We start from the raw sequence: 15,906 nt of genomic DNA on the forward strand, positions 1-15,906 counted from the left end.
ATGCGCGCGCTGCCATAGACCTAGAGCCGCTTCAAGAGCGCCTGGGTTATGTGTTTAAAAAGCCAGAGCTGTTACAGCAAGCATTAACGCATCGTAGCCATAGCAAGAAAAACAATGAGCGCCTGGAGTTTTTGGGTGACTCGATTTTAAATTGCGTAGTCGCCGAATTGCTGTACGAGCGTTACGCCGATTTAGATGAAGGCGATTTATCCCGCGTACGCGCTAATTTAGTAAAGCAGCAGGCTTTGTATGAGATAGCGCAGCTTCTATCCTTATCGGATTACTTGCGCTTGGGCGAGGGTGAGCTCAAAAGTGGTGGCTTTCGGCGCCCATCGATTTTGGCCGATACATTAGAGGCAGTAGCTGGGGCGGTTTTCCTCGATGGCGGTTTTGAGGCGGCTAAATCGAGTTTACGCAAACTCTATTCCGTGATTTTGGCGCAAGTCGATCCTAAGACATTGGGTAAAGACGATAAGACCTTGCTGCAAGAATATCTCCAAGGCTTTCAGATGCCATTGCCTAGCTATACCGTCACTGCGACAACAGGCGCAGCGCACAATCAGCAATTTGAGGTCGAGTGCGTGATCCAGAGCCTGAAAATCAAGGTAAAGGGATTTGGGGCGTCGCGCAGAGCAGCCGAACAAGGTGCCGCCAAGTTAGCCTTGCTAGCCATTACCAAGGCCTTGCCGCAAGAAACGCGCAAACCTAAAAAGACCCGCTCTGCGAAGAAAAAAGCAGCAAAGTCGGATGTCGCAGATGAACAACTGAATTTAAAGCTAAAGGCATAAGTGTGGAAACAGGTACGCCGTTTCGGTGTGGAACGATTGCGATTGTAGGCAGGCCCAATATGGGCAAATCAACCCTGCTCAATGCCTTGGTTGGTCAAAAAATCAGCATCACGTCACGCAAGGCGCAGACAACCCGTCATCGTATTTTAGGGATTCAAACGCGCGAACACGCGCAATTTATTTTTAGCGATACGCCTGGATTTCAGACGCGCAAAATGAATACCCTGAATCAGGCTTTAAACCGTTCAGTAACCAGCGCCTTGCAGGATGTTGATGTTGCCTGTTTTATTGTCGAGGCAGGCTATTTTGGCGAGGATGATGCCAAAGTATTGCGTCTTTTACCCAAAGATCTTCCCGTTATCCTAGTACTGAATAAATTGGATTTGTTTGCCAGTCGCTTTGAGTTGCCAGCCGATCGCGATGTCGCCTTATTGGATTTCATGAAAAAAATGGGTCAGGCTTGGAGCGAGATTGGCGGAAGACCTGACCAGTCTGAGCAGCATTTTGCGGAAATCATTCCGATGAGCGGCAAGAATCCAACGGATGTGCAGCGTTTGCTCGATGTCCTTGAGGAGTATTTACCAGAGGGTGAGGCGCGCTATGATGCGGACACCTTGACTGATCGCAGTGAACGTTTTCTCGCCGCTGAAATTCTGCGCGAGAAGGTCTTTCGCTTTACCGGTGAAGAATTGCCCTATGCAAGCTCGGTAGTGATTGATCAGTTCAAGATGGACGGCACCATGCGACGAATTGCAGCGACCATTTTGGTGGACCGCGATAATCACAAGGCCATGATCATTGGCGATAAGGGCGAGCGCCTGAAAAAGATTTCCACTGAAGCACGACTCGATATGGAAAAGCTGTTTGATGGCAAAGTCTTTTTAGAGACCTGGGTCAAAGTCAAACGCGGCTGGGCAGATGATCGCGCTGAATTACGGGCACAAGGCTTGGAATAAATGGCATCCACTCGTGTAGCCGATGAGCCTGCTTTTGTTCTGCACAGCATTCCATATAAAGAAACGAGCCTAATACTGGATGTATTCACTCGGCAGTACGGGCGTATGGCCCTCATTGCCAAGGGCGCCAAGCGGCCCCATTCTGTATTAAGGCCAGTATTGCAACGTTTTCAGCCGCTCCTGGTTTCATGGAGCGGCAAGTCGGAGCTGCGCACCTTAACCAAGTCCGAGTGGGTTGGTGGCACTCCGGCATTAGTCGGTGATGCACTGCTCTGCGGTTTTTATCTGAATGAATTGCTAGTCAAATTTTTAGCTCGCGAAGATGAATATGAGACCCTCTACGACCATTACATGGCCACCATTTCAGCCTTATCGGAGATAGATACAGGCAGCAGTCGTCTAGAGCAGATCCTAAGGCCTTTTGAATTGGCTCTCCTGCAAGAGACAGGCTATGCGGCTGCGCTTGATTATTGCGTTGAAAGCAATGCCTCTCCAATCGAGGCTGAGAAATATGTTTATCAGCCAGAGCGGGGTATTCGCCCATGGCAAGCGGATGATCCTGGGCATTGGCCTATCTTAAGTGGTCGTGCCTTACTGGAAATGGCTGCCGGTAACTTTTCCGAGACCGATACCCTCCTTGAGAGCAAGCAACTGATGCGCTTTTTGCTTAGCCTGCATTTGCAAGATCAGGTCTTAACAACCCGTCAAATCCTGATTGATCTCAAGAAAATCTAGTACCCTATACCTATGAATATCCTTGAGCTCGGCATCAACATTGATCATGTCGCAACCCTGCGCAATGCTCGAGGTACAACTTATCCGGATCCGATTCGAGCTGCGCGCTTGGCAGAAGAAGTAGGCGCAGACTTGATTACATTGCATTTGCGTGAGGATCGACGTCACATTAAAGATGCGGATTTAATCGCGCTACGCCCTTTGATTACAACGCGTATGAATCTGGAGTGTGCCGTTACTCCGGAGATGATTGCAATTGCGTGCCAAATCAAGCCGCATGATGTTTGCCTTGTGCCCGAAAAGCGCGAAGAGGTCACCACCGAGGGAGGCCTCGATGTTGTCGGTCATTTTGAGGTGGTCAAACAGGCTACCGCCCAGCTCGTCGATGCGGGCATTCGGGTATCGCTCTTTATCGATCCTGAAGAAAAGCAAATACTGGCCGCTAGTAATGCAGGCGCCACTGTTATTGAATTACATACGGGCCGTTACGCAGACCTAGCAGGCGATGCGCAGGTACGCGAGTTGGAGCGCATTCGGACTGCAGCGCAATACGGAAAACAGCTTGGCTTACGCGTCAATGCTGGTCATGGCCTAAATGAAAGCAACGTCACCCCGATTGCCAAGATCGCCGAGTTATCAGAGCTGAACATTGGGCACGCGATTGTGGCTGAGGCGCTGTTTAAAGGTTGGCAGCAAGCCATTTTTGATATGAAGGCTTTAATGGTGCGCGCCCGCGCCTCTTCCGCTTAGGTATAGCGCCATGATCGTCGGCATCGGTACGGATATCTTGCAAATGGAGCGTTTGATTGCTGCGTATGAACGGACGCAGGGGCGATTGGCCGAGCGTATTCTAGGCAAAGAAGAATTGGTAGTGTTTCATCAACGTTTAGCGCGCAATCAGAAGCGGGGCATGGCTTATTTGGCTACGCGCTTTGCTGCTAAAGAGGCATTCTCAAAGGCGATTGGTTTGGGTATGCGTATGCCGATGACCTGGCGCTCACTGCAAACATTAAATGAACCCAGCGGTAAGCCAGTCACCCATTATTCCGGCCCGCTTGCACTCTTTATGGAAGAGCGCGATTGGCATGCGGAAGTGACGGTGAGTGACGAGCAAGATATGGCCATTGCATTTGTGGTGGTGAGCCACGGTACGCCGATTGTCACCACACACGATCCCAGTAATTACATTGGCTAGTGAATATAGATAATTTTGTCGGTATTGATTTAGAAATTACCTTAGTCCCCTCCCTACTACCTAAAGGAAATCACCAGTGGCATCCACTCATCAACCTGGCCCCATTACCTTAGATGTCGTTGGCTTAGAACTCACTCCAGAAGACTGCCGTCGTATTGAGCACTCCTCTACCGGGGGCGTCATTTTGTTTGGCAGAAACTTTGCTAATCGCAAGCAGCTTACTGCGCTGACCCGCAGCATTAAAGGAATACGACCAGATGTGTTGATATCGATAGACCATGAGGGTGGTCGCGTGCAGCGCTGCAAGGCCGATGGCTTTACACATTTACCTGCCATGCGTAAATTAGGTGAGCTGTGGATGCAAGCTCCCAAGAAAAGCAAGACCACCTATACCTCGGAGCCTGCGGTTGCAGCAATGGCTACGGCAACGGCCTGTGGCTATATTTTGGCAGCAGAGCTGCGTGCCTGCGGAGTCGATTTTAGTTTTACCCCGGTACTCGATCTTGATTTTGGTCGTAGCGGAGTGATTGGCGATCGTTCATTTAGTTCGGATCCACAGATTGTGTATGCTCTTGCCAAGGCCCTGAACTCTGGACTGCAACTGGCTGGAATGGCTAACTGCGGCAAGCACTTTCCGGGGCACGGCTGGGCAGAAGCGGATTCGCATGTCGCTATTCCAGTAGATGAGCGCCCCCTCAATGCCATCTTGCAATGCGATGCAAAACCCTACGAATGGCTTGACTTAAGCCTAGCTGCGGTGATGCCGGCCCACGTGATTTACCCCAAAGTAGACAGTCTTCCTGCAGGATTTTCTAAGACGTGGTTGCAAACCATCTTGCGCCAGCAATTGGCATTTGAGGGCGTGATCTTCAGTGATGATTTATCGATGGAGGGTGCCAGCGTTGCTGGTGACGTCGTTAAGGGTGCAGAGTTAGCCTTATCAGCGGGCTGCGATGCAGTATTAATTTGCAATCGCCCTGACTTAGCCGATCGCTTGCTCTCTGAGCTGCGGGTATCTAAGGTGAAAAAAGCAGAGTCAGCGCAGCGTCAAACGAAGTTAATGCCATCTGCTCCATTTATGAATTGGACTGAACTGCAGGCCCACGCGGAATACCTGCATGCGCAAGCATTACTTAAGAGACATGGCTTAATTTAGCGCCATAAAAAAAGCCGGGACTGTTTAGATCCCGGCTTTTGGTAAAACGAATTACAGCTTAGTTCGCGCGACTGCGGTACTCACCAGTGCGGGTATCAATTTCAATCTTGTCGCCGGTATTGCAAAAGAGGGGAACTTGCAATTCATAGCCGGTAGCCAGCTTAGCTGTCTTTAATACTTTGCCAGAGCTGGTGTCGCCCTTGACAGCGGGCTCGGTGTAGATAATTTCACGAACCAACGAGGTTGGCATTGAAACAGACAGCGCCTTACCTTCGTAGAACACCACTTCAACTGGCATTGCCTCTTCCAGGTAGTTCAGGGCGTCGCCCATAAACTCAGCCTCCACTTCGTATTGGTTGTAATCGCCGTCCATAAAGCAATACATTGGGTCGGCAAAATACGAATAGGTACATTCTTTTTTGTCCAAAATGACGATATCAAATTTGTCGTCGGCTTTATAAACACCCTCGTTTGGGGCGCCCGTTAAAAGATTCTTGAACTTCATTTTGACGACCGAAGAATTGCGACCGGAGCGGCTGTATTCCGCTTTGAGTACAACCATGGCATCGGCGCCAATCATCACTACGTTGCCTACGCGGAGTTCTTGTGCTGTTTTCATCTGTGGTATTCCTGGAGGCAGAACTGAATTCTGCAGTATTTAATAAAGGTGACATTGTAACCGCCCCCGCAGGACTCTATCTAGAGGGGCTCAGGCCACAAAACGCAGCATTCTGGCTGCAAGGCCCCCGTCTTGATTAGTCTCCAGTAAGGTCTCGCGCCATCTACGGGCGTGGGCCTGCCACTCTGTACGCTGATTCCACCAGCGCGACGGCATCTGCCAATCCATGGCCATTCGGCAGGATTCTTGGGTTGATGGACTGGCTTTTTCAAGGTACAGATCCAAAAAGGCCTGTAATTTCACCGTATGGGCCATATCATCTTGCGGGTAAATATGCCAAATAAATGGCTTTTCAGCGAGCTGTGCTCGGATAAAGGAATCTTCACCCCGGACAATATTGAAGTCACATTGCGATAAGAGCCAATCGTAGTCATCTTGCGGCACAAACGGTAGAGAAATCAACTGAATGGATGGGGGTAGTTCTAATGGTCGGCCAATGCTATGGCCAATCATTTCAGCATGACCAAAGGTGAGGAGGACATCAATCTTCGCCTGTGTATTGCCAAGATCCTCAAGCCATTGCCGTAGCGGCGCTCCTGGGTAACAAAAGAGGCTGATACGTTCTGCGTCAGGGCGGAGCAGGGCCCAGCTCGGCGCTAGGCTAGCAGGTATGGTGGCGCTAGACTCGCCGCCTTGCGCTGGAATGGGGTCGAGTGATAGTCCGCCTGTATTGGCCCCAAACCCGGGAAAGAAAAAATACTTCAATAAGCCGCTGGACTGAGGAGATGCCTTAGCGTGGTACTCGCTAATCCAGGGTTCGGCGCTGAGGTACTCTAAATTGAGAATGATGGGTTTTTTGGCGGCAACCAATAAACCAGTTTGATATCGCTCTGGCAGGTGGCAGCCAAAGGCCTCAATCACCACATCGGGCGCATCCAGTGGGTGACGTGCATTTTCAAAACTAGCCTCCCACGGCAGAATCTGCACCTGTGGCATGCGAGAGGAGTCGGAAGCGAGTAAATTAAGGGTCGGTAGATCATCGCAAAACAGGCGGACCTGTTGCTGATGGCGTGTGGCTAGGCTACGGGCCAGGCGCCAACAGACACCGGCATCACCGTAGTTATCAACGATTTGGCAGAATATATCCCAACGCATGCGTAATTCGCTTTTTGAAACCCTCAAGCAAGACATTAAACGGCTTCCCGGATTGCCGGGGGTATATCGTTTTTTCGACGAAGCGGATCAGATACTTTACGTGGGTAAAGCCCGCGACCTAAAAAAGCGAGTATCCAGCTATTTTCAACGAACTGCATTATCGCCGCGCATTGAGCGTATGGTGGGCCGGATTGCGCGCTATGAAACTACGGTAACGCGAACGGAGTCCGAGGCCTTGATTCTGGAGAACAACTTAATTAAAGAGTTGGCACCGCCTTTTAATATTTTGTTTCGTGACGATAAGTCCTACCCTTATGTGATGCTGACAGGGCACGCATTCCCGCGCCTGTCGTCCTACCGCGGCAAAGTGGATCGGCGTAATCGCTATTTTGGACCCTTCCCGAATTCATCGGCGGTGCGCAATAGCGTTCAGATTTTGCAGAAAGTATTTCGCTTGCGTACCTGTGAAGATACGGTCTTTAAAAACCGCACACGACCCTGCCTGTTGCACCAAATTCACCGTTGCAGTGCGCCATGCGTTGGCATGCTGACTGCCGGACAATATGCCAGTGATGTGAATCAAGCAACCCGATTTTTAGAAGGGGATCACGGCCAAGTTCTATCGGAACTCGAGCGTGAAATGCTTCAGCATAGCGACGCATTGGATTTTGAGATGGCTGCAGTGATTCGGGATCGAATTGCTGACCTCTCCAGTGTGCTCCAGCAGCAATCGATGGACACCGTCGCCGACGGCGAGGGCGACGTTGATATTTTGGCAACAGCCGAACTGGAAGGAATGATTTGCGTCAATTTAGCAATGGTGCGCGGCGGTCGGCATTTGGGCGATCGCACTTACTTCCCTAAAAATCTACGCTCAGCGGCGGGCGAGTTACCTAGCCCCGTCGAAATCTTGGATGCATTTATTCAGCAACATTATTTGGATGGCGATGCCAGTAATGCCAAGCTGATACCCGGCGTTATTGTTTTGAGTCATGCCATCTCTACCGGCGAAGAGCAATCGCTTTTGCAAGACAGCTTAAATGTGCAAGCAGGAAAAAAGATCACCTTTTTGCACCAGCCTCAAGGCCAACGCCGCCACTGGCTTGGTATGGCAGAGGGCAACGCCAAGATTGCTTTAGCCAAGCGCTTGGTTGAGACCGGTGGCCAGCTAGCCAAGGCGCGTGCCTTGCTGGATGTCCTCGGCTTGGATCTCGAGGGTGTGGAGCAATTGCGTGTCGAGTGCTTTGATATCAGCCACACCTCCGGCGAAGCAACCCAAGCCTCGTGCGTGGTGTACGCAAAAAATGAAATGCAATCGAGCGAGTACCGTCGCTTCAATATCAACGACATTACACCGGGCGATGATTACGCAGCCATGCGGCAGGTATTGCAACGCCGTTATGCCAATTACCAAGAAATTCCGCCAGAAAAAATGCCACAGCTCATCCTGATTGACGGCGGTAAAGGTCAAGTTGAAATGGCCCGCCAAGTGTTTGCAGAGCTGGGTATGGATCTTGGATTAATTGTGGGCGTTGCCAAAGGCGAGGCCCGAAAGGTTGGCCTTGAGTCCCTGATCTTTGCCGATGGCCGACCATCACTTGAGCTTGGGCGGGAGAGTGCGGCGCTGATGCTGATTGCCCAAATACGGGATGAGGCACATCGCTTTGCCATTACCGGAATGCGGGCAAAGCGGGCAAAGGCGCGCACAGTCTCGCGTCTCGAGGAGATTGAAGGTATCGGCGCCAAACGACGGCAGGCCTTGCTGGCCCGTTTTGGAGGGCTGCGTGGCGTCTCCAATGCCAGCATGGAAGAGCTGGCTACGGTAGATGGTATTTCCTTGACCTTGGCGGAGCAGATTTACCAGCAATTACATTAAGCAAGACCGGTGCCTTCGGTTATCCTAGCGCCATGCCGTTTAATCTCCCTATCGCCTTAACGTGGTTGCGCGTCGCAGCGATACCGCTCTTGGTCACCATTTTTTATCTGCCTGCAAGCTGGCTCAGCATGCCGGAAAAAAATGTATTGGCTACTGGCCTTTTTATCTTTGCCGCTTTGACCGATTGGCTCGATGGCTATTTGGCCCGCCGCATGAAACAAGAATCGGCTTTTGGGCAATTTTTAGACCCAGTCGCCGATAAGCTAATCGTCGCTGCAGCCTTACTTGTGCTCCTGAATATGGACCGGGTGCAAGTGTGGGTGGCGCTCGTCATTATTGGTCGCGAAATTACCATCTCTGCATTGCGGGAGTGGATGGCGCAAGTGGGCGCAAGCAAAAGCGTGGCAGTGCACATGGTGGGTAAATTAAAAACCACCGCACAGCTGGTAGCAATTCCGTTCCTTTTGTTTAATGGCACGCTCTTTGGTTGGTTGAATGCCGCTTTAATTGGTACATGGCTAATCTGGGTGGCGGCATTTTTAACCCTATGGTCCATGTTCTATTATTTGCAAAAAGCGCTGCCCCAATTGCTGGGTAAGTCGGAGTAGGGGCTTGATTACATAAGACTCCGGGGCCTTAAATTTACGAATGGGCATTAAATACGGCGCAGAGTTCAATAGTTTGCTAAACTGTTGCCCTGTTATGCGGGAATAGCTCAGCTGGTAGAGCGATACCTTGCCAAGGTATAGGTCGGGAGTTCGAACCTCCTTTCCCGCTCCAAGTTCGATGGGAAGCCCTGAAAAGCTTCCCATTTTGTTTCAAAGTATGTGGCGCGTTGGCCGAGTGGTTAGGCAGGAGCCTGCAAAGCTTCGTACGGGGGTTCGATTCCCTCACGCGCCTCCAGCAGCTCAAATGAACCTTGTATCTATTGACCTGAAGGTTGCATTCCCTACAATATGACTATTGCTGATTTCAACGGACGAACGCTTTAATCATGACAACAACACCCAAGTTAAAAACTAACGCTGCTTCGGCCATTGCATTGAGCCTCGTTTTGTTATTGGGTGGTTGCGCCGCTTCCGGTGACTCTCCAACCGGTACGCCGGATGAAGTCAATCAAATTCAGGCGCAGCTTTTGGGTGACATGCCACTTCCAGCAGGCGCTCGCATTATGGGCACTGACTCTTTAATTATTGGCCGTGGTGATAACTGGGTTGGCCGTGTGGTCCTCAATGGCTTACAAAGCCCGACGGATATTTATGCTTTTTTTCAGGCCGAGTATCCAAAATCGGGATGGACTACCGTCACAGCGGTTAAATCGAAGACCAGCATTTTGGTGTTTACTAAAGGCGAGCGAACCTCGACAGTTGAGATCAATGAAGGTTCTTTAACCGGACCAAAGTCCATCATCATCATTACGGCTTCGCCTAAAAATGCGAATGTCGTCGCGCCAAGTAAGCGCTAAGAGAACCTTTTGTATTAGAGGCCGTTTGCCCGAATTAGGCCAACGGCCTGACCTTCAATCGCAAAATTAGGCTGCCTTGCATCTACGGTGATGTTTTTGAAGTCCGGGTTCTCCGCTTGCAACTCAATCACCATGCCATTGCTGCCTTTTTTCTGTAACCAGCGTTTAACAGTGACCTCATCATCAATGCGAGCCACCACAATATCGCCATTACGCACTTCCGTTGTCTTGTGCACAGCTAAATAATCGCCGTCCAAAATGCCAGCGTCGCGCATGCTCATGCCTTTAACTTTCAGCAAGTAATCCGCTCCTTTGGTGAAGAGGCTTGGATCAATCGGCACGTGTTTTTCAATGTGCTCTACAGCCATGATGGGCGAGCCCGCGGCAACGCGACCAATCAATGGAAGTGTGAGTTGCTGAAGCGCCCCAGAAGGTAGCGACATTTGCTGGGATCGGCCAAATTGAAACGGATGGCTGTGCTGCTGCGCAATGCGGATGCCGCGCGAGGTACCTGGCGTTAGTTCGATGTAGCCTTTGCGAGCCAGAGCGCGCAAGTGTTCCTCTGCCGCATTGGCCGAGGCGAATCCAAGACAGGTGGCGATTTCAGCGCGGGTCGGCGGTAAACCACTTTCCTGGATGGCTGATGTGATCAAAGCCAGGATTTCTGCCTGGCGGGGTGTTAATTTGGGTAAATCGAGCAATTCAGCTGTGTTTATGTCCATGCTGTGATTGTATACAGTATTTTTGTTATTTCAAGAAGTTTTGTTAAATGGATAATGGGCTCATGAAATCCCCCAATCAGCATGTTTTGGTTATTGGCATGGGCGGCACAATTGCCGGTCTTGCCGAAGATCCAGAAAATCCATCTGCCTACCGTGCCGGTCAGGTAGCCCTTGAAGCCCTCATTTCGACCTCAAAACCGAGTATTGGGGTTGCGCAGGGTGAAATCCGGACGCAGCAGCTTGCCAACATCGACAGCCGGGATTTGAGTGAGGCACTACTAACCCAGCTAGGCTTAGCAGTACGGGCAGCGCTCGACAATCCTTTGGTTCTTGGGGTAGTGGTCACCCACGGCACCGACACCATTGAGGAGACTGGGCTCTTTTTGGATGCTATTTGCAGAAAGCAGGCCGAGCGCCTAGGCAAGCGGGTTATTTTGACTGGGGCAATGCTGCCATCGAATCATCCCCAAGCGGATGGCCCACTCAATCTGCAGGCATCCCTGTATTGGGCCCAAATGGATCTTGAAACTTGTCCGGCTGGTGTCTTTGGCATCTTTGCTGGCCGGGTCTGCTTGGCTCGCGACCTGGCTAAGCGCCATACCAATGAACTCAATGCACCACTCCGTGATGCACCCAGCAGCCCGGTTCATTTGATTAATCCCTCTTGGTTATCGCGCATTCGGCGAATTCAGGCAGATTCGGGCCCAGATCTGCCTATTCCAGCGGAGGACGCTTGGCCTTGGGTGGAGATTCTGACTAGCCACACTGGTGCCAGATCAGAAACAGTCTTGCATTGGCTGACTCAGCCAATTCAGGGGTTAGTGATTGCGGGTACCGGGATGGGCGGAGTCCATGCTGCTTGGCATAAGCCCTTGAATGCACTGGCAGAGAAGGGGGTAGCCATTGCCAAGGCCTCTCGCGTAGGTGCGGGGCATGTTCACCTAAATTTGCCAGAAACGGATCCCGCGGGCTGGGTGGCTGCAGGCAGTCTAACCGCCCCTAAAGCCAGAATTGCCTTGCAATTGGCCTTATATGCTGCCGTGGAAGCCAAGCAGGGCGGTAAATCCATGACTTGGCAGGATTTTTTTGCTAGAATCGCAGTCTTGCCTGAATAAAGCAAGAGTACGTAATTCCTGTTTTTACAATTTGTTTTCACCCTTGCTGCACTGGTTTCCAAATCAACACCATCTGATTTGGATGACGCCCAGGTAGCTTTACCCTTAAGGAGTGTTAGATGCGTCATTATGAAATCGTTTTTATCGTCCATCCGGACCAAAGCGAGCAAGTGCCCGCGATGATTGATCGTTACAAAGCCGTCTTGGCTACCAGTGGCGGCAAAGTTCATCGCATTGAAGATTGGGGTCGTCGTCAGATGGCTTACATGATCGACAAGTTGGCCAAAGCCCACTACGTTTGCATGAATATCGAGTGTGACCAGAAGACTCTGGAAGAGCTTGAGCATGCGTTCAAATTTAATGATGCTGTTTTGCGTCACCTCATCATCAAGATGAAGAAGGCCGAGTCTGAGCCATCGATCATGATGAAAGAAGTGCAGCGCGAAGAAGCCCGCAAGCAAGCTCAAACCGACGCACCTGTTGCAACGGCCTAAGCATTTTTGAAGAGAGACTCGGAGGCGATAGAGCGTAAACCAGTGGCGGAACGGCGTTGAATCAATTCACCCTAACTGCTGCCTTGGTATCCAAAGACGCAATTCGATTTACCCCAGCCGGTTTGCCCGTTGTTTATTGCCAGCTTGATTATGTTGGCGAAGTGATGGAAGTAGAGCGGCCGAGGAAAATCCAAATGAGCGTTGAAGCCATTGCAATTGGCCCTGTACATCAGGTCCTAGCGCAAATGGACTTAGGAGCCCAGGCAGTATTTACCGGATTCATGGCTCCCAAAACGATACGCAATCAGCGCTTGGTCTTTCATATAAACCACATTCAATTACAAAGTTAAAAGAGGAAATCATCATGGCGTTTGGAAAGAAACCCGATTTCAAAAAGAAGCCCGCGCAAAACCCATTGTTTAAGCGCAAGCGCTATTGCCGTTTCACCGTTGGCGGAGTTGAGCAGATTGACTACAAAGACGTTGATACATTAAAAGACTTTATTGGCGAGAATGCCAAGATCACGCCAGCGCGTTTGACTGGTACGAAAGCGAAATTTCAGCGTCAGCTGGATACCGCAATTAAGCGTGCGCGCTATTTGGCTTTATTGCCTTTCTCCGATCAACACAAGAAATAATTAGGAGCCCTCAATGCAAATTATCCTTTTAGAAAAAGTTATCAATCTGGGCAACCTTGGTGATGTGGTTCGCGTCAAAGACGGTTACGCTCGCAATTTCTTAATCCCACAACGCAAAGCCCGTCGTGCGACTGAAGCAGCGATTGCTGACTTTGCCACGCGCCGTGCCGAGCTCGAGAAAGTGGCCGCTGAAAAATTAGCTGCTGCACAAGCAATTGGTCAAAAGCTGGCTGGCTTGGTATTGGAAATCGGTCAAAAGGCCGGTGTTGATGGTCGTTTGTTTGGTTCTGTAACCAACCACGACATCGCCGATGCCATGAAAGCCAAAGGCTTTGTGGTTGAGAAAGCCTCTGTACGCATGCCAACTGGCCCATTGAAAATGGTCGGCGATCATCCCGTTGCAGTCGCAGTGCACACCGATGTCGTAGTCGATATCAACATTCGTGTTGTTGGTGAGCAGGCCTAAGTTTTAATCGAGTCGCCTCATGGCTGATCAACGTCCCCGTTCCGTTACGCTAAATCCTGGCATGGCGGGATCTGGGGATGCAGCTGTGCAGGCCCTCAAGGTACCTCCCCATTCAGTAGAGGCCGAGCAATCCCTACTTGGTGGATTGCTACTCGATAACACCGCCTGGGATCGCCTGGGCGCAGCGTTGTCGGACAAAGACTTTTATCGTCCTGAGCACGCCTTAATTTACAAAGTGATTCAGCGCCTGGTTGGTGATAACCACCCAGCCGATGTCATTACCGTTCATGAAGCCATTAAATCCGAGCAGGGCGGTGATTTAGTTGGGATTGATTACCTGAACTCATTGGCACAAAGTACGCCTAGTGCTGCCAATATCAAAGGTTATGCCGAGATCGTGCGCGACCGCAGTATTCTGCGTCGCTTAATTGAAGTTTCAGACAACATTGTTAACTCTGCTTTTGTGCCTGAGGGTCGTTCTGTGCGAACGCTCCTCGATGAAGCGGAATCCCGTATTTTGCAAATCGGTGAAGAGGGTAATCGCAAAGCCGATTACCTCGAAATCGAACCCTTACTGCGCGAGGTGGTTGCACGCATTGATGAACTCTATAACCGCCAAGGCGGTAGCGACATCACTGGTATTGCAACCGGCTTTATTGACCTTGATAAGCAAACCAGCGGCCTGCAAAAGGGTGACTTAGTCATTGTGGCGGGAAGACCCTCGATGGGTAAGGCCCAGCCTTTAGACGCCAAAATTAAGACCCCGGATGGCTGGAAGTCCATGGGTGAGCTGCGCTTTGGTGACAAACTCGCATCGATTGATGGGTTGAGTTCATTTGTTACTGGCGTATATCCACAAGGTCAAAAACAAATTTATCAAGTGACGTTTTCAGATGGTCGTCAAGCGGAATGTTGTGACGAACATCTTTGGCGCGTGATGTACCGCGATTGGGCAGAGCCTCGCGTCATTAGCACGGCACGTTTAATTGAAATGCTTGCTTGCGTGCGTTATCGCAATCGCCTATGGATTGAGCCAGTGTCGGGTGACTTTGGCCACTCGGAAGAGTTGCCGATACATCCTTGGGTGCTAGGCGCGCTTTTGGGTGATGGTACTTTAGCCTTGTCTCATAGCAGCGTGATGTTCTCGACGAAATCCCCTGAGCTAGTTGAGCGTATCAATGCGCTTGCAGGTTACGAGATGGAGCTAGTTCATGCGCATGCCTACGATTGGCGCCTCGTTTCAAAAGAGCGAATTGCAGTCAATGGCGAACGAGTTGCCGTCAAGACTAATTACTTTAGGTCGGCCCTTGATGACCTTGGTGTTTTGTGCTCTCGAAGTTTTGATAAGAGTATTCCCGCCTTGTATTTGGAGGCCAATAAGTCGGCGCGCCTTGCTTTATTTCAGGGTCTGATGGATACCGATGGCTGGATCGAGAAGTGGGGCTCCATTCGGTTCTGTACTGTAAGTAAGCAATTGGCTGATGACGTCACTGCTTTGGCTCGATCCTTAGGTGGGTTTTGTTCGATTGCAACTAAACAAAGCAACTACACCTATAAGGGTGAAAAAAAGCAGGGCCGCTTGGCATACGTGTTGAACATGAGTTTTGCGTCGGGCTTTGAAGCTTTTACACTGCCTGAGAAAAAAGCGCGACTGAGAAGTAGTTGGGATCGGCAACGCAGGCTGACCTTTCAATCGATTAAGCCATCCCGAATTGCACAAGCGCAATGCATATCGGTAAGCCATCCCTCGCGCACCTATGTCACCAATGAGTACGTCGTGACACACAATACGGCCTTCGCACTGAACATCGCCGAGAACGTTGCGCTAGCTGAAGGTCTACCAGTCGTCGTGTTCTCGATGGAGATGTCGGGCTCACAATTGGCATCGCGTTTACTGGGTTCCGTTGGGCGCGTTGATCAGTCCAGAATGCGTACCGGCAAACTCAATGACGATGAGTGGCCACGCGTAACGGATGCGATTGCACGCCTCAGCAATACCCAAATTTTGATTGATGAGACGGGATCACTATCCAGTCTAGAGTTACGTGCACGAGCACGGCGCATTGCCCGTAATTTTGGTGGCACACTGGGTTTAGTGGTGATCGATTACCTGCAACTCATGAGTGGTAGCGGTGGATCCAGTTCTGAAAACCGCGCTACCGAAATCTCGGAGATCTCGCGCTCACTAAAGTCGCTTGCCAAAGAACTGCAGTGCCCCGTAGTTGCACTGTCGCAGTTAAACCGCGGCCTGGAGCAGCGTCCCAATAAGCGTCCCATTATGTCTGACCTACGCGAATCCGGCGCGATCGAGCAAGATGCCGATTTAATTATGTTTATCTATCGGGATGAGGTTTATCACGCCGACGCCACGACTGACAAAGGCATTGCTGAGATCATTATCGGTAAGCAACGTAACGGCCCAATTGGTACCATTCGGCTAAGCTGGCAAGGCCCCTATACGAAGTTTGATAACTTGGCGATGGGTGCGCCTGGCTTTTCTTCAGGTGGTTACGAGCCGTTTTAATCC

At 50.7% G+C, this 15,906-nt stretch carries 18 protein-coding genes and 2 tRNA genes; 17 read left to right on the forward strand and 3 right to left on the reverse strand.

The features are described 5' to 3' along the window. Positions 1–14 precede the first annotated feature (14 nt). From rnc to nagZ, 6 genes are all read left to right on the forward strand, one after another. Entirely contained in the window at positions 15–788 is a 774-nt protein-coding gene (gene rnc / locus Q8M75_RS05790; RefSeq protein WP_305488204.1) for a ribonuclease III, read from the forward strand. A 59-nt stretch (positions 789–847) separates the two neighbouring features. Next, positions 848–1,744, forward strand: a complete 897-nt coding sequence (gene era / locus Q8M75_RS05795; protein ID WP_371131772.1) for a GTPase Era — start codon at positions 848–850, stop codon at positions 1,742–1,744. After that, entirely contained in the window at positions 1,745–2,479 is a 735-nt protein-coding gene (gene recO, locus Q8M75_RS05800) for a DNA repair protein RecO (protein WP_305487286.1), read from the forward strand. Positions 2,480–2,491: 12 nt separating this feature from the next. Further along, positions 2,492–3,229, forward strand: a complete 738-nt coding sequence (gene pdxJ / locus Q8M75_RS05805; RefSeq protein ID WP_305487287.1) for a pyridoxine 5'-phosphate synthase — start codon at positions 2,492–2,494, stop codon at positions 3,227–3,229. A 10-nt stretch (positions 3,230–3,239) separates the two neighbouring features. Next, on the forward strand, positions 3,240–3,674 hold the full coding sequence (gene acpS, locus Q8M75_RS05810; protein ID WP_305487289.1) for a holo-ACP synthase: 435 nt from the start codon (positions 3,240–3,242) through the stop codon (positions 3,672–3,674). Positions 3,675–3,750: 76 nt separating this feature from the next. After that, positions 3,751–4,830, forward strand: a complete 1,080-nt coding sequence (gene nagZ / locus Q8M75_RS05815) for a beta-N-acetylhexosaminidase (RefSeq protein WP_305487291.1) — start codon at positions 3,751–3,753, stop codon at positions 4,828–4,830. Positions 4,831–4,888: 58 nt separating this feature from the next. Here nagZ and efp read toward each other — a convergent pair whose 3' ends face one another. Both efp and earP read right to left on the reverse strand, forming a co-directional pair. Beyond that, a complete protein-coding gene (efp, locus tag Q8M75_RS05820) occupies positions 4,889–5,449 on the reverse strand; it encodes an elongation factor P (RefSeq protein WP_108469425.1) in 561 nt (186 codons plus the stop codon). A 90-nt stretch (positions 5,450–5,539) separates the two neighbouring features. Beyond that, positions 5,540–6,604, reverse strand: a complete 1,065-nt coding sequence (gene earP / locus Q8M75_RS05825) for an elongation factor P maturation arginine rhamnosyltransferase EarP (RefSeq protein ID WP_305487293.1) — start codon at positions 6,602–6,604, stop codon at positions 5,540–5,542. Between earP and uvrC the strand changes: the two genes are divergently transcribed. The 5 genes from uvrC (at position 6,603) to Q8M75_RS05850 (ending at position 9,945) form a co-directional block, all read left to right on the forward strand. Continuing rightward, the gene (uvrC, locus tag Q8M75_RS05830) at positions 6,603–8,480 is read left to right on the forward strand and encodes an excinuclease ABC subunit UvrC (protein WP_305487296.1); all 1,878 of its coding nucleotides are present in this window, start codon (positions 6,603–6,605) and stop codon (positions 8,478–8,480) included. The genes earP and uvrC overlap by 2 nt on opposite strands. A 32-nt stretch (positions 8,481–8,512) precedes the next feature. Further along, on the forward strand, positions 8,513–9,088 hold the full coding sequence (gene pgsA, locus Q8M75_RS05835; RefSeq protein ID WP_305487298.1) for a CDP-diacylglycerol--glycerol-3-phosphate 3-phosphatidyltransferase: 576 nt from the start codon (positions 8,513–8,515) through the stop codon (positions 9,086–9,088). A 96-nt stretch (positions 9,089–9,184) separates the two neighbouring features. After that, positions 9,185–9,260: transfer RNA gene (locus tag Q8M75_RS05840), tRNA-Gly, on the forward strand. Between the two features lie 49 nt (positions 9,261–9,309). Next, a tRNA-Cys gene (locus Q8M75_RS05845) sits at positions 9,310–9,383 on the forward strand. Positions 9,384–9,474: 91 nt separating this feature from the next. Continuing rightward, complete coding sequence (locus tag Q8M75_RS05850; RefSeq protein ID WP_305487300.1) at positions 9,475–9,945, forward strand: hypothetical protein; 471 nt, start codon at positions 9,475–9,477, stop codon at positions 9,943–9,945. 14 nt (positions 9,946–9,959) lie between these two features. Here the strand turns inward: Q8M75_RS05850 and lexA are convergent, their stop codons facing one another. Beyond that, positions 9,960–10,667 carry a transcriptional repressor LexA gene (gene lexA, locus Q8M75_RS05855; protein WP_305487301.1) on the reverse strand — a complete coding sequence of 236 codons (708 nt, stop codon included), beginning with the start codon at positions 10,665–10,667 and terminating at the stop codon, positions 9,960–9,962. A gap of 62 nt (positions 10,668–10,729) precedes the next feature. Between lexA and Q8M75_RS05860 the strand changes: the two genes are divergently transcribed. From Q8M75_RS05860 to dnaB, 6 genes are all read left to right on the forward strand, one after another. Continuing rightward, positions 10,730–11,782 carry an asparaginase gene (locus tag Q8M75_RS05860; RefSeq protein ID WP_305487303.1) on the forward strand — a complete coding sequence of 351 codons (1,053 nt, stop codon included), beginning with the start codon at positions 10,730–10,732 and terminating at the stop codon, positions 11,780–11,782. A 119-nt stretch (positions 11,783–11,901) separates the two neighbouring features. Beyond that, positions 11,902–12,276, forward strand: a complete 375-nt coding sequence (gene rpsF, locus Q8M75_RS05865; RefSeq protein ID WP_108469415.1) for a 30S ribosomal protein S6 — start codon at positions 11,902–11,904, stop codon at positions 12,274–12,276. 56 nt (positions 12,277–12,332) lie between these two features. Continuing rightward, positions 12,333–12,626 (forward strand): primosomal replication protein N, encoded by a 294-nt coding sequence (gene priB, locus Q8M75_RS05870; protein ID WP_108470107.1) that lies wholly within the window; start codon positions 12,333–12,335, stop codon positions 12,624–12,626. Positions 12,627–12,640: 14 nt separating this feature from the next. Beyond that, entirely contained in the window at positions 12,641–12,913 is a 273-nt protein-coding gene (gene rpsR / locus Q8M75_RS05875; protein ID WP_108469414.1) for a 30S ribosomal protein S18, read from the forward strand. Positions 12,914–12,926: 13 nt separating this feature from the next. After that, the gene (gene rplI, locus Q8M75_RS05880) at positions 12,927–13,379 is read left to right on the forward strand and encodes a 50S ribosomal protein L9 (RefSeq protein ID WP_305487308.1); all 453 of its coding nucleotides are present in this window, start codon (positions 12,927–12,929) and stop codon (positions 13,377–13,379) included. A 61-nt stretch (positions 13,380–13,440) separates the two neighbouring features. Continuing rightward, complete coding sequence (dnaB, locus tag Q8M75_RS05885) at positions 13,441–15,903, forward strand: replicative DNA helicase (protein ID WP_305488208.1); 2,463 nt, start codon at positions 13,441–13,443, stop codon at positions 15,901–15,903. The last annotated feature ends 3 nt before the right edge of the window (positions 15,904–15,906 follow it).

Source organism: Polynucleobacter sp. (assembly GCF_030693775.1).
Taxonomy (GTDB): domain Bacteria; phylum Pseudomonadota; class Gammaproteobacteria; order Burkholderiales; family Burkholderiaceae; genus Polynucleobacter.

What these genes read in the sequence shown, in the direction of transcription:
- rplI (WP_305487308.1), top strand. Translation starts at nt 12,927, where the DNA reads ATGCAAATTATCCTTTTAGAAAAAGTTATCAATCTGGGCAACCTTGGT.
- rpsF (WP_108469415.1), top strand. Translation starts at nt 11,902, where the DNA reads ATGCGTCATTATGAAATCGTTTTTATCGTCCATCCGGACCAAAGCGAG.
- pdxJ (WP_305487287.1), top strand. Translation starts at nt 2,492, where the DNA reads ATGAATATCCTTGAGCTCGGCATCAACATTGATCATGTCGCAACCCTG.
- earP (WP_305487293.1), bottom strand. Translation starts at nt 6,604, where the DNA reads ATGCGTTGGGATATATTCTGCCAAATCGTTGATAACTACGGTGATGCC.
- Q8M75_RS05850 (WP_305487300.1), top strand. Translation starts at nt 9,475, where the DNA reads ATGACAACAACACCCAAGTTAAAAACTAACGCTGCTTCGGCCATTGCA.
- efp (WP_108469425.1), bottom strand. Translation starts at nt 5,449, where the DNA reads ATGAAAACAGCACAAGAACTCCGCGTAGGCAACGTAGTGATGATTGGC.
- acpS (WP_305487289.1), top strand. Translation starts at nt 3,240, where the DNA reads ATGATCGTCGGCATCGGTACGGATATCTTGCAAATGGAGCGTTTGATT.
- pgsA (WP_305487298.1), top strand. Translation starts at nt 8,513, where the DNA reads ATGCCGTTTAATCTCCCTATCGCCTTAACGTGGTTGCGCGTCGCAGCG.
- era (WP_371131772.1), top strand. Translation starts at nt 848, where the DNA reads ATGGGCAAATCAACCCTGCTCAATGCCTTGGTTGGTCAAAAAATCAGC.
- rpsR (WP_108469414.1), top strand. Translation starts at nt 12,641, where the DNA reads ATGGCGTTTGGAAAGAAACCCGATTTCAAAAAGAAGCCCGCGCAAAAC.
- uvrC (WP_305487296.1), top strand. Translation starts at nt 6,603, where the DNA reads ATGCGTAATTCGCTTTTTGAAACCCTCAAGCAAGACATTAAACGGCTT.
- lexA (WP_305487301.1), bottom strand. Translation starts at nt 10,667, where the DNA reads ATGGACATAAACACAGCTGAATTGCTCGATTTACCCAAATTAACACCC.
- recO (WP_305487286.1), top strand. Translation starts at nt 1,745, where the DNA reads ATGGCATCCACTCGTGTAGCCGATGAGCCTGCTTTTGTTCTGCACAGC.
- dnaB (WP_305488208.1), top strand. Translation starts at nt 13,441, where the DNA reads ATGGCGGGATCTGGGGATGCAGCTGTGCAGGCCCTCAAGGTACCTCCC.
- Q8M75_RS05860 (WP_305487303.1), top strand. Translation starts at nt 10,730, where the DNA reads ATGAAATCCCCCAATCAGCATGTTTTGGTTATTGGCATGGGCGGCACA.